The organism is Alteromonas naphthalenivorans, assembly GCF_000213655.1.
GTDB lineage: Bacteria > Pseudomonadota > Gammaproteobacteria > Enterobacterales > Alteromonadaceae > Alteromonas > Alteromonas naphthalenivorans.
Window position 1 is genome coordinate 405150 of sequence record NC_015554.1, and the last position, 14812, is coordinate 419961.

Genomic DNA, 14812 nt, shown 5'->3' on the forward strand with positions numbered 1-14812 from the left:
AGGGGTAGACGTAATGACAATGAGTACTGATAACGAGACGTTTAGCAACGCTCAGCTAGACGCTATAACAGCTAATGAAAACACGTCTGCATCAGACAAGCCTCAACTTCACCAACTTAATTTAGAAGCGATTTCTCCGCGTTACCGCGTGATTAATATTTCATTGGCTTTTGGCATAGCGTTTGTGCTTATCATGGTGGCTAGTGCGCTACGGTATCAGTCATTTTTCGCGCTACCAGAGCCCTTGGTCGCCGCCTTTCCTTATATTGTTGTGGGCATTTGTGTGCTGGGATGTTTATGGACGACCTATCATTTTTTTGCCGATCCGCTTATTAAATATGCCCTGCGTGAACAAGACTTAAGCTTGCAATCAGGCTTGGTATTTAGGTCGTTATCTTGCCAGCCCATACTTCGCGTTCAACATGTTGAATTAAAACGTGGGCCGATTGCGCGCCTAGCTGGTTTAGCTTCTTTGCAGGTTTTTTCGGCTGGTGGTGCTACCCACACGTTTGAAATTCCAGGTATAGAGGTGGAGGTGGCCGAGCGGTTAAGGCAGTTCATACTTGATCATAAAGATGTGAGTGCAAAATAATGGCTTCCCCCGAAGTAGAATCGGCGAAGCCCTCCGAAAGCAGCGCACAAGGGAAAGCCGTTAAGGTTGATACCGGCGAAGGCTGGCGTAGGCTTTCCCCCATTGCCATTGCTTATTTTACCCTTCGCAGCATTAAAAACATGGCACAAGGCGCCATTTACGCCGTACCGGCCATTGCAGTAACGGCCAATATTACCGATAACATTCAATCGCCCAATACCTTTTTAGGCATTGCTGCGATCTTCATTATTTTCTTTTCAAGCGGTGTCGTCAGTTTCTTCATGTACCGCTTTAGAGTAAACAACCAGCACGTTGAAATTCACAGTGGTGTGTTTTCTCGAAGTTACACCAACTTGCCATTTTGGCGTATTCAGAATGTAAAAATTGAATTACCTTTCTACTATCGACCGTTCGGCTTCGCACTTGTGATACTTGATACCGCTGGAAGTGCAGGAGAAGAGGCTAAAATTGTCGCCGTTCCTTTGGCCTATGCTCATGCCTTAAGAAAGCAAGTGCTTGCCGAGCATCAAGACTCTCGCCCCCTAGACGCTCGAGATAGCGAGGAAGAACATCAAGAGACTGGGCATCAACAAACTGGGCATCAAGAGACTGGGCATCAAGAGACTGGGCGCCACGCAAGCTCTTATGTAAATGATAGCAATGCTGTTGCTAATACTGCGGTCAACAGTGACCAAAGCAAGCGCTATTTAGAAACCAACGAGGATGGCGAAACCATACTGAATAGGCGCTCTATAACCGATATTGTGATCCACGGAATTACCAACAACCGAGTATGGATTTTATTAGGTGCTGCAGCCCCCTTTTATGACAATGCGTTTGGCTACCTATCAGAATGGCTGGCTGAAAAGGGCTTGCAGCTAAATCAGCTTGTTGGCGAGCAGACCATAGCGTGGTGGCAGTTTGGCTTGTACGCGTTTGTGATGCTAATGATGGCTATGGCCTTGGTCGCAGTGATTAGTATTGGCGGGGCTCTGTTTACCTTTTACGATTATACATTGTCGCGCCACAACGACAGATATATCCGCAGAAGTGGTTTATTGAATAAACAAGAAGTGAGTATGCGGGCATCCCGCATTCAAGTAATTTCTGCGAAGCAAGATTGGTTAGACAGAATTCTTAAGCGCGTGAACCTGTACTTCGAGCAAAACGCATCAATTGGGCACTCGACCAATGAGCTTATGTCGCCAAACCGACTTATTGTACCTTCTGTGACTGAAGACGAAGCGGATGAGTTAAGCCAAGAAGTCATGCCGCAGAGTAAAATTCGCCGTAGCGACTACCAGTCTATAAGCAAGCGTTACATTTTACACTGGGTGATAGCAGGGCTTTCTATTCCTTTTATGGTGGGTGCTGGATTCGGCATCTATATAGAACATTTAGATATTACTGCAGGGGTCACTTTTGTTAGCGCAATACTGCTAAGTGTTATTGTGCTTAGATGGTGGCGTTGGGGTGTGGTTAGCGACGGTAAATACATTTATGTAAGGCGAGGGCGCATAGGTGTGGATTACTTATGCTTCGAACCCTACAAAGTTCAGCAGGTAGTGGTAAAGCAAAGTGTGTTCATGAAAAGGCGAAAGCTTGCGACGGTGCAGTTTGTATTAGCATCTGGGGCTATTTTAGTGCCGTTTTTACCTGAAGATTATGCGAATGAGTTAGCTAATAACGTGCTATTTGAAGTGGAATCGAAACGAAAGTCTTGGATGTAACAATTTATCGATAACAAGCGTGGTACCTCCAGAATATGACCACAGCTTGTTTTATTTTTGTGATTACGTTAAAGCAATCGAAGCGACTAATTTGGGCACGTATGATGCAATTGTTTAGCGTTAGCTGTCACTAGCAATTATTCTATCTTTTCCAGTACGCTTAGCTTGATAAAGCCGTTTGTCAGCAATGTCAATTTGCGTTTCAAGGTCAGTGTGTTTTTCTGCGCAAATACCAATGCTGCACGTTATGTTTAATTCGTGTTGCGTGAAACGTGAGCTTCGGACAAGGTTAATAAATTGCGAAACGTTCCCAAGATGCTCCTTTAAAGCTCGGGTAGATATTACTGTAAACTCTTCACCGCCGTAGCGAACCACCAAGTCTTCACTAAAATGTTCTTTTAACAAAGTGGCAAACTCCTGAAGCAACATATCACCTGCCTTGTGACCTTGATTGTCATTCACCGATTTAAAGTTATCGATATCAATCATACATACGGTTACCGCAGAGGTAGACGTGTCCTCGGCTAATATTTCTTCTCCTTGTTCTATAAGGTAGCGGCGATTGTAAACTTGAGTCAGGGGATCGATATTGGCTGATTGCCTGATGGTCTGAATCATTTCCTGAGCTTCTAAATTTTGCATCACTCGGCAGAAGAACTCTTCATGATAGAAAGGTTTAGAAAGGAAGTCGTTAGCGCCACTTTTGATGAACTTAGAGGAAAGTACGCCATCATTGGTACCTGAAAGCCCTATAAAGATTAAATCTTGCATTCGACGTTCGTGTCTAATTGCTTTAATGAGTTCGTATCCATCCATATTAGGCATGCGATGATCGGAAATTACCATACGGATATCTTGATGCTCAGCAAGCAAATTGAGCGCCTCTAGGCCATCACTTGCCTCATATATTTGGAATTGGAATTTTTTAAGCAGGCTGCAAATATAGTTTCGACTAGTAACAGAGTCTTCAACAACGAGTACTTTAGTGGTGAGGTTTTTTCTCAAGCGGTCAATGAGCTTGATGACCTGATTGTAGGAATAGCGAGATTCTTTGGTTATATAATCAAGTACACCTAAATCGAGAAGTTGTGCTCGGGTAAACTCATCAAAATTGCCTGTTAACACCAAAGTGGGAATTGAATACGATAAACTTAAATCTACGCTCTCACCGTTGGGAGCATCAGGTAAATTTAAATCTACAATAGCGGCAAGAAAGTCGTGTCCTTTTTTAAGTTCTTGCGTTGCTTCAGCGAAATCCTTACAAAGGATTGGCGTTAAGTACGGGTTGTCTTCTAATAGTTTACTTAAAATTTTACGAACGGTTAGGCTGTCTTCTACCACCAATACTTTATTCATGACAACGTGGACTCTAAGTAATCAGACGAAAAGAATAACGAATAAACATAAAAAAAGCGCCCCTAAGAGCGCAATATTATACGGAAGTCTACCTTAGCGATAAGGGAAGAAAAGCTGGCATTTCTCAAAGGGTTAAATTTTATACTGTTGGTTAGCTTTGTTCTTGCGGAACGCGAACCCAGCCTTCCATCAATATGCGGGCGCTTCTACTCATGACGGCTTGTTCAATATTCCATTTGTCGTTTTCAAAGCTTGCTTTTGCGCCTACACGCAAGGTGCCTGAGGGGTGTCCAAAAACAACTGCTTCACGTTCACTGCCACCAGCAGCAAGGTTCACTAATGTACCCGGAATAGCCGCAGCTGCAGCTATGGCCACAGCGGCTGTGCCCATCATAGCGTGATGCAGCTTACCCATAGACATAGCGCGAACCAGTACATCAATATCATTTCCCAAAATATCTTTACCACTAGAGGCCTTATAGCCTGCAGGTGGCGCTACCATAGCGACTTTGGGCGTGTGCTGGCGAGAGGCCGCTTCGCCAATATCATTAATTAGCCCCATTTTCACCGCGCCATAAGCACGAATAGCTTCAAATTTGGCAAGGGCGGCATCATCGTTATTAATGTCATCTTGAAGTTCCGTACCCGTGTAGCCAATATCTTCAGCGTTGATGAAAATAGTCGGAATGCCTGCGTTAATCATGGTGGCACTGAAAGAGCCTACATCAGGTACTTCAAGCGTATCGACTAAACGACCGGTAGGAAATATAGCGCCTTCGCCATCGGCAGGGTCGACAAACGCAACCTCAACTTCTGCGGCAGGAAACGTCACCCCGTCTAATTCAAAGTCGCCGGTTTCTTGCACTTCACCATGAGTAATAGGCACCTTGGCAATAATGGCTTTATTGATGTTAGCTTGCCAAATATTGACGACAGCAATGCCGTTATCTGGAATTTTATTGGCATCGACCAACCCATTATTTATCGCAAATGCGCCCACTGCGGCCGTCAAGTTACCGCAGTTTCCACTCCAATCTACAAAAGGCTTGTCGATAGAAACTTGACCAAATAAGTAGTCGACATCGTAATCATCGCGCTCACTCTTACTAATAAGCACGGTTTTGCTAGTGCTCGACGTAGCGCCACCCATGCCATCGGTTTGTTTACCGTAAGGGTCTGGGCTGCCAATCACACGCAATAAAAGCGCATCTCGCGCCGGTCCAGGCTGCTGCGCCGCTTCGGGTAAATCAGATACGTTAAAGAACACACCTTTACTGGTACCACCGCGCATATAGGTAGCTGGTACACGAATTTGAGGGGCATACTTCGTCATGTTTATTCCTTTTTTGAGTGGTGGCAATGGCTGATTACGTTAATTGGTTACGATGAGTGGTTGCGAACCGTAATAACGATTAAACCCCACTTAAAACACACCAATCCATCACTTAAATCCACCACCTAATTAAACGTTGTTGGAGGATGTTAGGGGAACGTAATTTGGGCTCAGTGCCCTCAATACGCATGGATGTAAGTTGGGAGCTAGGCAACCAGTCACACAGCGAAAGCAGCGCTTAAAAATCACTTTCCACAGTTGTATTACAAGTTTTGGCTTAACGTCGTTACACACCAAGGTATTGAGCTACTTCGCTTCATAAACCTTCCGCAGCAAGGATGCTGCGGCAGAGCCCCCATGGATGGGGTCACGGCGTGTTTATGAAGTGAAGTGGCAGTGCCAAACGTCAATGCGCTAAGATGAAGGCGTTAGCCCTCAACCTCTTCAGCTTCTAAGAAGTCTTTGGCAAAGCGTTGAAGCACACCGCCTGCGCTGTAAATCGACACCTCTTCTGCGGTATCTAAGCGACAGGTTACGGGCACATCTAGGGTTTCACCGTTGGCTCGATTAACCACTAAGGTTAGCGTAGCACCCGGTGCAGGTTCACCTTTAACGTCGTAGGTTTCAGTGCCATCAAGTTCAAGGGTTTTGCGTGTTGTACCTGGCTTAAACTCAAGAGGTAATACACCCATGCCAAGTAAGTTGGTACGGTGAATACGCTCGAAGCCCTCTGCGGCAATGACTTCTACCCCAGCTAAACGAACACCTTTGGCAGCCCAGTCGCGTGAAGAGCCCTGACCATAGTCGGCACCAGCTACAATAATCAGGGGCTGTCTGCGCTGCATGTAGGCTTCAATGGCTTCCCACATGCGCACCACTTTGCCTTCTGGCTCGATGCGAGCAAGCGAGCCCTGTTTCACTTCGCCGTTTTCAAGCACCATCTCGTTGAACACTTTCGGGTTCGCCAAAGTAGCGCGAAGCGCAGTTAAATGGTCGCCCCTATGGGTGGCATAAGAGTTAAAGTCTTCTTCCGGTAACCCCATTTTCGCCAAATACTCACCAGCTGCACTGGTAGCCATAATCGCATTCGATGGCGATAAATGATCGGTGGTAATGTTATCGCCCAATATAGCCAGCGGTCGCATACCCGTCATGGTGCGCTCAGCATCCATCGCACCTTCCCAATAAGGCGGGCGGCGAATATAGGTACTCATTTCACGCCAATCATACAGCGGGCTAATGTCGCTGCCAGTATTCACTTTTAAATCGAACATGGGCTCGTACACTTTACGAAAATGCTCTGGCTTCACGCTTTTCGCGACAATGGCATCAATCTCTTCATCGCTTGGCCAAATATCTTTGAGCGTGACAGGGTTACCGTCGTTATCTATGCCTAGTACGTCTTTTTCAATATCGAAACGAACCGTACCTGCAATGGCGTAGGCAACCACTAATGGCGGTGATGCCAAAAAGGCTTGTTTCGCATACGGGTGAATACGGCCATCGAAATTACGGTTACCAGAAAGCACTGCCGTGGCGTATAAGTCACGGTCTATAATTTCTTGCTGAATTTTCGGGTCTAGCGCGCCGCTCATTCCGTTACAGGTGGTGCAGGCAAAGGCCACTACACCAAAGCCCAACTGTTCCAATTCGCCCATCAAATCGGCTTCTTCTAAATACAGTTTTACCGCTTTAGAACCTGGCGCTAACGAACTTTTCACCCAAGGTTTACGGGTTAAGCCACGCTGGTTTGCATTGCGGGCAATTAAGCCTGCTGCAATCACATTGCGCGGGTTAGACGTATTAGTACAACTGGTAATGGCAGCGATAATTACCGCACCATCAGGCATTTTTCCTTCTTCTTGTTCCCATGCGCTGGCAACGCCGCGCTGAGCCAAGTCGCTGGTGGCTAAACGAGCATGTGGATTAGATGGGCCAGCCATGTTGCGGCCAACAGAGGATAAATCAAAAGTGAGAACACGCTCGTATTCGGCACTCGCTAATGAATCTGCCCATAAACCGGTGTGCTTCGCGTATTGTTCAACTAAGGCAATTTGCTTTTCTTCACGGCCAGTTAAGCGCAAATAATCGATGGTTTGCTGGTCGATGTAGAACATCGCCGCGGTGGCGCCGTATTCGGGTGTCATGTTTGAAATAGTAGCGCGATCGCCAAGGGTAAGGTGCGTAGTACCTTCGCCATAAAATTCCAAATAAGAAGACACCACACGCTCTTTACGTAAAAACTCGGTAAGTGCCAATACAATATCGGTAGCAGTAATATTGGGCTGTGGCTTACCGGTAAGTTCAACACCTACAATATCAGGTAGGCGCATGTAAGAGGCGCGCCCCAGCATAACGCTTTCTGCTTCAAGGCCGCCTACACCAATAGCAATAACGCCTAGTGCATCAACATGAGGAGTGTGGCTGTCGGTGCCGACCAAGGTATCTGGAAAAGCGACGCCGTCGCGAGACTGAATAACTGGCGACATACGCTCTAAGTTGATTTGGTGCATAATGCCATTACCCGGCGGTATCACATCCACGTTTTTAAACGCTAACTTAGTCCAGTCGATAAAATGGAATCGGTCGTCGTTACGTCTATCTTCAATAGCGCGGTTTTTTTCAAACGCGTCGGGTTCAAAACCCGCATGTTCAACGGCTAATGAGTGATCGACAATTAACTGGGTAGGCACAACGGGGTTTACTTTCGCCGGATCGCCGCCTTTCGCCGCAATGGCATCCCGTAAGCCAGCCAAGTCAACCAACGCGGTTTGCCCCAGAATGTCGTGGCAAACCACGCGGGCTGGAAACCACGGAAAATCCAAGTCGTTCTTGCGATAAATAAACTGCTTAAGTGAATCGGTTAATGCGTCAGGGTTACAACGGCGCACTAAGTTTTCAGCAAACACCCGTGAGGTGTAGGGAAGTTTATCGTAGGCACCATGTTCAATGGCTTCCACTGCCTCGCGGGTATCAAAGAAATCGATACCTGCGCCAGGCAAAGGTTTACGGTATTCGTAGTTCATATTACTCATGATTTTAAGCCTTAGTCGTTAACTACGTGCAGACATAGGAGGTACGTCACGAATATCTTCACCAGTATATTCAGCTGATGGGCGAATAATACGGTTGTCAGCGCGTTGTTCCATCACGTGTGCTGCCCAGCCCGTTAGGCGAGACATCACGAAGATAGGGGTAAACAACTTGGTGGGGATTCCCATAAAGTTATAGGCGGAAGCGTGGAAAAAATCAGCGTTACAGAATAGCTTTTTCTCGCGCCACATCACTTCTTCACAGCGCACAGATACGGGGTAAAGTACCTCGTCACCTACATCGGCAGCGAGCTTTTCAGACCAGCCTTTGATGATTTCGTTGCGAGGGTCAGATTCAGAATAAATGGCATGGCCAAAGCCCATGATTTTGTCTTTACGGGCAAGCATGGCCATCATTTTTTCTTCAGCGTCGTCTGCCGAGGTAAAGCCTTCAATCATTTCCATAGCTGCTTCATTCGCACCGCCATGCAATGGACCGCGAAGTGAGCCAATAGCGCCGGTGACACATGAGTGCATATCTGACAAGGTTGAGGCACATACGCGAGCGGTAAAGGTAGAGGCATTGAATTCGTGCTCTGCGTACAAAATAAGTGAAACGTGCATGACTTGTTCATGTAGCTCACGTGGTTTTTCGCCGTGCAGCATATGCAAGAAATGACCACCGATTGAATCGTCATCGGTTTCTACATCAATACGAACGCCATCGTGAGTAAAGCGATACCAATAGCAAATAATGCTTGGGAAACAAGCTAACATACGATCAGTTGCTTGCTGCTGTTCGCTGAAATCGTTTTCCATTTCAAGGTTGCCCAACATAGAACAACCTGTACGAAGTACGTCCATAGGATGTGCGTCTTTTGGAATACGCTCTAATACATCTTTAAGAGCCTGAGGCAATCCGCGCATACTTCGAAGTAAGGCTTTGTATTCATCTAACTCGGACTGGGTAGGCAATTTACCTTTTAAAATAAGATAAGCCACTTCTTCAAACTGGCAACTGGCTGCTAAATCTTTTACATCGTAACCACGGTATGTCAGGCCAGAACCTGATACGCCTACAGTAGACAGTGCTGTTTTTCCTGCAACTTGGCCGCGTAATCCCGCGCCACTTAATTGTTTAGCCATCTTGTTGTCTCCGGTCTTGTGTATGTAAGGTACAAAAGTTTGTTTAGTTTTTAATTCAACAATCGATATTTAAAAGCGTTGTTTTTAACAAAGTATTACTCGATGCAAATTGGCGTTCGAGGCCGCGGATGGGGAGGCAGGGAATACGAGCGCTGCCCCTCCGAGGCATGGATGCCGAGGCGGAGCCCCCATGGATGGGTTTACGGCGTGGCAGCGCCGTATCCCTGCCTCCTCAGCCAAAGCGGCTTCGCAGCCAAAGCGGCCTCTACTCAATTCAGCCCGCAGGCAATACTGCCTCGAGTCATCTCAGCCGCTAGCCTTTGCCTTTGGCGAACAGTTCGTCGAGCTTTTGCTCGTAGTCGTGATAGCCAAGGTAATCGTATAACTCCATGCGTGTTTGCATGGTGTCGACAACGGCTTTTTGATCGCCATTATCCAGTATTGATTGGTAAACGTTTTCGGCAGCTTTGTTCATGGCGCGAAATGCACTTAGTGGGTAAAGCACCATCGCAGCGCCCCATTCGCCAAGTTGTTCTTTGTTCCAAAGTTCGGTTTGTCCGAATTCGGTAATGTTGGCAAGAATAGGGACGTCTAACGCTTCTGAAAATGCGCGGTAGTGTTCTTCAGTTTTTACTGCTTCTGCAAATATGCCATCGGCACCGGCCGCAACATAAGCCTTAGCGCGTTCAATGGCTTTTTCTAACCCTTCTTGAGCGAAAGAATCAGTACGCGCCATAATGAAAAAGTCTGGGTCGGTTCTGGCATCCACCGCGGCTTTAATGCGATCGACCATTTCTTCTGTGCTCACAATTTCTTTGTTAGGGCGATGACCGCAGCGCTTTTGCGCAACTTGATCTTCCATATGCACAGCCGCTGCGCCTGCTTTTTCCATATCGCGAATGGTTTTTGCAATATTAAATGCGCCGCCCCAGCCTGTGTCTATGTCTACCAATAAGGGTAAATCACAGGCTGACGTGATGCGTTGTACATCAACAATAACGTCGTTTAGTGATGTCATGCCCAAATCGGGTAGCCCGTATGAAGCATTCGCAACGCCACCGCCGGAGAGGTATATCGCTTTGTGACCGATAGATTTTGCCATCATGGCGGTATAGGCATTAATGGTGCCTAATATTTGCAGTGGCTTATTGTCGGCCAGTGCTTGTCTGAATTTCTTTCCTGCACTCATAAGTAACACTCTCTGGTTTTAAATTAGGTTGGTGTGGCGTTAAGTTTGTTTTCAATATTGTTCTTTGAATAAAGAATATGGCGGCGCATTAGCATCTCGGCTAGCTCTTCATCGCGATTCGCAATCGCGTTCACAATGTGTCTGTGTTCATCAAAGGCAGTGGTAACTCTTGGGCCAGCCATGCCTAGTTGAACGCGATACATGCGTACAAGATGATAGAGCCCGTCTATTAACACGCTAATGAGGTGGCTGTTTTTACTGCCAGTCACGATGCGGTAGTGGAAGTCCACGTCGCCGGCTTCTTGGTAATAGAGCTGGGCGTCTTTCACTTTATTAAAGTGAGAATCTAATAAGCCTTGTAATGAGGCGACTTCTTCGTCGCTCATGTGTCTTGCAGCAAGGCGTGCGGCCATGCCTTCTAATGCTTCTCTTACTTGGTAAAGCTGAATCAGCCCTTCAGGGGTTAGCGATACAACTTTGGCCCCTATGTTCGCTTTGCGTTCTACAAGGTGGCAGGCGGCAAGACGATTAATACCTTCGCGAATAACCGCGCGGCTGACTTCGTATTTTGTCGACAACTCAGTTTCACTGAGTTTAGAGCCTGCAGGAATAACGCCTTCTACAATGTCTTTACGCAATTGAAAGAAGGTTCTATCCGCATTAGTTACAGGCTTTTCTAGGGTTATCTGTACCGACAAGCTATTCACCACAAATTTATTACATGTCGACAATATAGAGGGTTTAAGTGGCTCGGTCAAACTTTCTTGGTAGTTATTGTCGACAAAGTGGTGTTGATTTTTATAAGTGGAATACTTAATAAAAATAAAAAAGGTAACAATTTGCTGCTAATGCAAGAGGTTAATCTAAAAGGCTAGCGACAAGAGCTTGAGTACAGAGAGGGCGAATTAAAGAGGGTGAATTAAGTGGGGGGCGGCTATCAAACAAACTAATACAGCCTAGTGCACCTGCAAATTGTAGTGCTTTTTAACTGAATATTGTAAAGGTAAGGGGAAATATTGTCTAAATGGTCTAGTGAATAGTTAAAGGGAATCGATTTTATGGTTAATAAGTAACCGATGCTAACGTAATGATTATAAAAAATAATATGTCAATTGAGATGAGTGGTTTAGCACCGTTTTCGACCTAACCAATTAGTCTAATTTTAAAGTCTCAATTTAATAAAAGTGCAATATTTCGCTATGCAAGTTAAAAAGAAGTCAGTATGATATTTCTCCAGTCTTCAAGCCAATACTCGGTCGTGGGTAGATGGGGGCTGGTAGGGTAGAGAAAGTGACACTAAAACCAGTAGGGATACACGCCACTTTCATCAGGATATCCATAAATCAGCTAAATGTTACTCGTCGTAACGCCCTCTATTTTGTGAGTCTATTGGTTTTAAAGTTCCATAGAGAACTTGAAGCAGCCTAAAAACAATAAATTTTTTGACACTAAACACTCTCGCAAAGGGGTTACACATGATCACCAATACTGACGTGTCTAAGACACTAGTTAGTAGGCTTTCGCCTGTCGCTTTGGCAGTAGCGTTAACTGTACCTGCTATTTCTCATTCTGCATTTGCTCAAGAGGCTGAAGCCACTGAAGAACAAATGTATGAAGCGATTACCGTTACAGCAACCAAGCGTCCTCAAGTTATCTATGAAGTACCAATTGCAATTAGTGCATTTGATGGTGATATGTTAGCTGAACAAGGCATTACTGACTTAACGGATGTTGGTAAGTTTGTTCCAAACTTAAACGTAACGGGCTTCTCAGCGGGTCACACTTCTTCTGTAAACCCTTTTATTCGTGGTATTGGTCTTCAAGATCACCTTATCACTACTGATCCAGGCGTAAGCGTCTATGTTGATGGCGTTTATTTAGGCCGCCAAGTGGGTCAAAACTGGAGCTTGAATAACATCGAGCGTATCGAGGTACTTCGTGGTCCTCAAGGTACGCTATACGGTCGTAACTCTATTGGTGGTGCCATTAACATCATTACCAAAGAGCCAGATCAAGGCGATGTGACTAAAGTGAATGCAGAGTTCGGTACTCGCGGTCGTGTTAAGACTGACTTGTTCGTGAACCATGCATTATCTGACACCCTAGCATTTAACATGAACCTTGCTTACAACACCCGTGATGGTTTGGGCGAGTTCATTAACGTACCTAATGCAGAATATGATGTGGGTGAAACAGAAGATATTTCTGGTCGTATCTCGGTAAAATATGAGCCGTCTGATGATTTCCGTATGGTGCTAACCGCTGATGCCAACAATGGTGACGGTGGTTTACGCCCTTACACAGTGCTTATCGATGAAATGCCAGAAGGGCGTTTTTATGCAGGTACAAACAGTCTAGGTCTTGAGCTTAGAAATAGTGATGTAACCCCAGAAGGGTATGACATTTACGATAACGCTACAGGCACACCAGAAGTGACCAGCGTATCGAATGAAGCCCGTGGTGTGTCTCTAACTACCGAATGGGATATTAGCGACGATTACACGGCTAAAGTCGTTGCTAGCCGCCGTACCTCTAAGTACAAAGCGGGTTTGGACGATGATGGCACTATCTATTCATTAGACCAATATCCAGAACGCGGTGAAGCAGACCAAACGTCAATTGAAGTTCAATTAAATGGTTATATCAACGAGTACACTGACTTTGTTGCTGGCCTTTATTACTTCAATGAAGAAGGTAGTAACCGCCAAGGTAGCGATTCAAGTTTTGATGGTGGCGGTAACACGCTTCAACTTGATCAAGAAACTACCAGTAAAGCAGTGTACCTAAACCTTCGTCATGACTTAACTGACGAGCTTAGTGTATCTGGTGGTATTCGTTACACTGAAGATGAAAAAGACGCATCTGCCAATGTTTTTGACGCCCTTGGCACCATTTTCGATTCAAATGAATGGGACGAAGTGACGTGGGAATTGGCGACCAACTATACCTTTGAAAATGGCATGACAGGTTATGCCACTATTCAAAACGGTTATCAGTCAGGTCAATATCCTGCTCGTCCATACTGCCTAATTGGCGAGTTCTTTGGCGCGGGTGGCTTCGATGATTTAGACGGCGCAGTAGCAGCAGTTAATGCAAGCAACTGTTTTGTTGCTTCTGACAACATTACCGCAGTGAACTACGAAGTGGGTGTTAAAGGTCGCGTTAATGAATACTTCGACGTAAGTGTTGCAGTATTTAACACTGAGTTTGAAGACCTACCTTACCAAGTTAGCCGTGTAAGTGAAGGCGGTTTTGATACAGCAAACTTAGTGGTTGAGCAAACTTCTCGCGGTATCGAGCTAGATACTACCTTAAACGTAGGCAACTTCAGCATGTTGACCAGTATTGGTTATATGGACGTTGAAGTAGATGAGCAAGATGGATTTAATCCTGTTGCACCATTAACGCCTGATTTAACGTTTGCGATTGGCCCGTCATATACTTTCGACCTTGAAGGTGGCGATAAAATTCGCGCTCGTATCGACTATTCATACCGCGCAGATATGTACGGTGAGCCTAGCTCAGAGCCTGCTCGTATGACGGAAATTGAAAGCCGAGAATTAGTTAACTTTGATGTGGCATACACGCCAGCTGATGAGGCTTACACGGTGGCATTATATGGCCGTAATATTTTTGATGAGCGTTATGACAATGCTCGCTTAAACACCGGCGATTATATTCTGCAAGTATTAAGCAATGACGCCAGCGAATTTGGCGTACGCTTCTCAACTGAGTTTTAATGAACGAATTGAGTAAGCTAAAAAGATAAACGCTACATGTGAGATAGGTGTAGCGGATATAAGAAAGGCTGGTTTATAACCAGCCTTTTTGTTTTGCGATTCTGGCGGCATCTACACGGTTGGTAGCATCTAGTTTTGCGATGGCTTCAGACAAATAATTACGTACGGTACCTTCTGACAAAAACAGCTTCTGCGCAATATCATGGGTTTTTAATCCATCAGCGGCGAGTTTCAGTGCTTTGCTTTCTTTTGCCGAAAGTGGGTTATTATCATCCAGTGCCATTAAAGCAAGTTCGGGGCTAATAACTCTTTCGCCTTTTACAATTTTATGTAATGAGCTTACAAGGTACTCACTGTCAGCTTCTTTTAAAACAAACCCTTTAGCACCCAGTGCCAGCGCTCGCTTTATGTAGCCAGGTTTGGAGAATGTGGTCATTACCACCACTTTGCTACCTATAGATAAAGCTGCAAGCTTTTCTGCTAAATCTAGCCCCGAGACTAAGGGCATTTCAATGTCGGTAAGAATAATGTCGGGGACTTCGTTTGCGCCAAGCCAATCTAGCGCTTCTTGTCCATTAGCGCACTTCCCACTTATTTCAAAGTCGTCTTCTAAAGACAATAAGGTGGCGATAGCATCACGCACCAAAGATTGGTCTTCTACCACTAAAATTCGATTCATTGCCGGTTGCTCGAT

At 45.6% G+C, this 14812-nt stretch carries 10 protein-coding genes; 3 read left to right on the forward strand and 7 right to left on the reverse strand.

Features of this window, described 5'->3' with window-relative positions:
• Positions 1–13 precede the first annotated feature (13 nt).
• Together AMBT_RS01695 and AMBT_RS01700 are read left to right on the forward strand one after the other, a co-directional pair.
• Positions 14–592 (forward strand): PH domain-containing protein, encoded by a 579-nt coding sequence (locus AMBT_RS01695; RefSeq protein ID WP_013782836.1) that lies wholly within the window; start codon positions 14–16, stop codon positions 590–592.
• The gene (locus AMBT_RS01700; RefSeq protein ID WP_013782837.1) at positions 592–2322 is read left to right on the forward strand and encodes a PH domain-containing protein; all 1731 of its coding nucleotides are present in this window, start codon (positions 592–594) and stop codon (positions 2320–2322) included. Before AMBT_RS01695 ends, AMBT_RS01700 begins: the two co-directional genes overlap by 1 nt.
• Positions 2323–2442: 120 nt before the next feature.
• Here AMBT_RS01700 and AMBT_RS01705 read toward each other — a convergent pair whose 3' ends face one another.
• From AMBT_RS01705 to AMBT_RS01730, 6 genes are all read right to left on the reverse strand, one after another.
• Positions 2443–3678: a response regulator gene (locus tag AMBT_RS01705; protein WP_013782838.1), complete on the reverse strand. Its 1236-nt coding sequence runs from the start codon at positions 3676–3678 to the stop codon at positions 2443–2445.
• 151 nt (positions 3679–3829) lie between these two features.
• Complete coding sequence (gene prpF, locus AMBT_RS01710; protein ID WP_013782839.1) at positions 3830–5011, reverse strand: 2-methylaconitate cis-trans isomerase PrpF; 1182 nt, start codon at positions 5009–5011, stop codon at positions 3830–3832.
• A 428-nt stretch (positions 5012–5439) separates the two neighbouring features.
• Positions 5440–8037, reverse strand: coding sequence for a Fe/S-dependent 2-methylisocitrate dehydratase AcnD (gene acnD / locus AMBT_RS01715; protein WP_013782840.1), 2598 nt, complete (start codon positions 8035–8037; stop codon positions 5440–5442).
• 27 nt (positions 8038–8064) lie between these two features.
• Positions 8065–9189, reverse strand: coding sequence for a bifunctional 2-methylcitrate synthase/citrate synthase (prpC, locus tag AMBT_RS01720; RefSeq protein WP_013782841.1), 1125 nt, complete (start codon positions 9187–9189; stop codon positions 8065–8067).
• Between the two features lie 313 nt (positions 9190–9502).
• Complete coding sequence (gene prpB / locus AMBT_RS01725) at positions 9503–10378, reverse strand: methylisocitrate lyase (protein WP_013782842.1); 876 nt, start codon at positions 10376–10378, stop codon at positions 9503–9505.
• A 23-nt stretch (positions 10379–10401) separates the two neighbouring features.
• Complete coding sequence (locus tag AMBT_RS01730) at positions 10402–11076, reverse strand: GntR family transcriptional regulator (protein WP_041452687.1); 675 nt, start codon at positions 11074–11076, stop codon at positions 10402–10404.
• A 777-nt stretch (positions 11077–11853) separates the two neighbouring features.
• On the opposite strand from AMBT_RS01730, the gene AMBT_RS01735 reads away from it, so the two are divergent.
• Entirely contained in the window at positions 11854–14118 is a 2265-nt protein-coding gene (locus AMBT_RS01735) for a TonB-dependent receptor (RefSeq protein ID WP_013782844.1), read from the forward strand.
• Positions 14119–14191: 73 nt separating this feature from the next.
• On the opposite strand, the gene AMBT_RS01740 is transcribed toward AMBT_RS01735, so the two are convergent.
• Positions 14192–14797 (reverse strand): response regulator transcription factor, encoded by a 606-nt coding sequence (locus tag AMBT_RS01740; protein WP_013782845.1) that lies wholly within the window; start codon positions 14795–14797, stop codon positions 14192–14194.
• Positions 14798–14812 lie beyond the last annotated feature (15 nt).

Excerpts from the sequence above, each read along its gene's own strand:
- AMBT_RS01695 (WP_013782836.1), top strand. The coding sequence starts at position 14 with ATGACAATGAGTACTGATAACGAGACGTTTAGCAACGCTCAGCTAGAC.
- AMBT_RS01740 (WP_013782845.1), bottom strand. The coding sequence starts at position 14,797 with ATGAATCGAATTTTAGTGGTAGAAGACCAATCTTTGGTGCGTGATGCT.
- AMBT_RS01735 (WP_013782844.1), top strand. The coding sequence starts at position 11,854 with ATGATCACCAATACTGACGTGTCTAAGACACTAGTTAGTAGGCTTTCG.
- prpC (WP_013782841.1), bottom strand. The coding sequence starts at position 9,189 with ATGGCTAAACAATTAAGTGGCGCGGGATTACGCGGCCAAGTTGCAGGA.
- acnD (WP_013782840.1), bottom strand. The coding sequence starts at position 8,037 with ATGAACTACGAATACCGTAAACCTTTGCCTGGCGCAGGTATCGATTTC.
- prpB (WP_013782842.1), bottom strand. The coding sequence starts at position 10,378 with ATGAGTGCAGGAAAGAAATTCAGACAAGCACTGGCCGACAATAAGCCA.
- AMBT_RS01700 (WP_013782837.1), top strand. The coding sequence starts at position 592 with ATGGCTTCCCCCGAAGTAGAATCGGCGAAGCCCTCCGAAAGCAGCGCA.
- prpF (WP_013782839.1), bottom strand. The coding sequence starts at position 5,011 with ATGACGAAGTATGCCCCTCAAATTCGTGTACCAGCTACCTATATGCGC.
- AMBT_RS01705 (WP_013782838.1), bottom strand. The coding sequence starts at position 3,678 with ATGAATAAAGTATTGGTGGTAGAAGACAGCCTAACCGTTCGTAAAATT.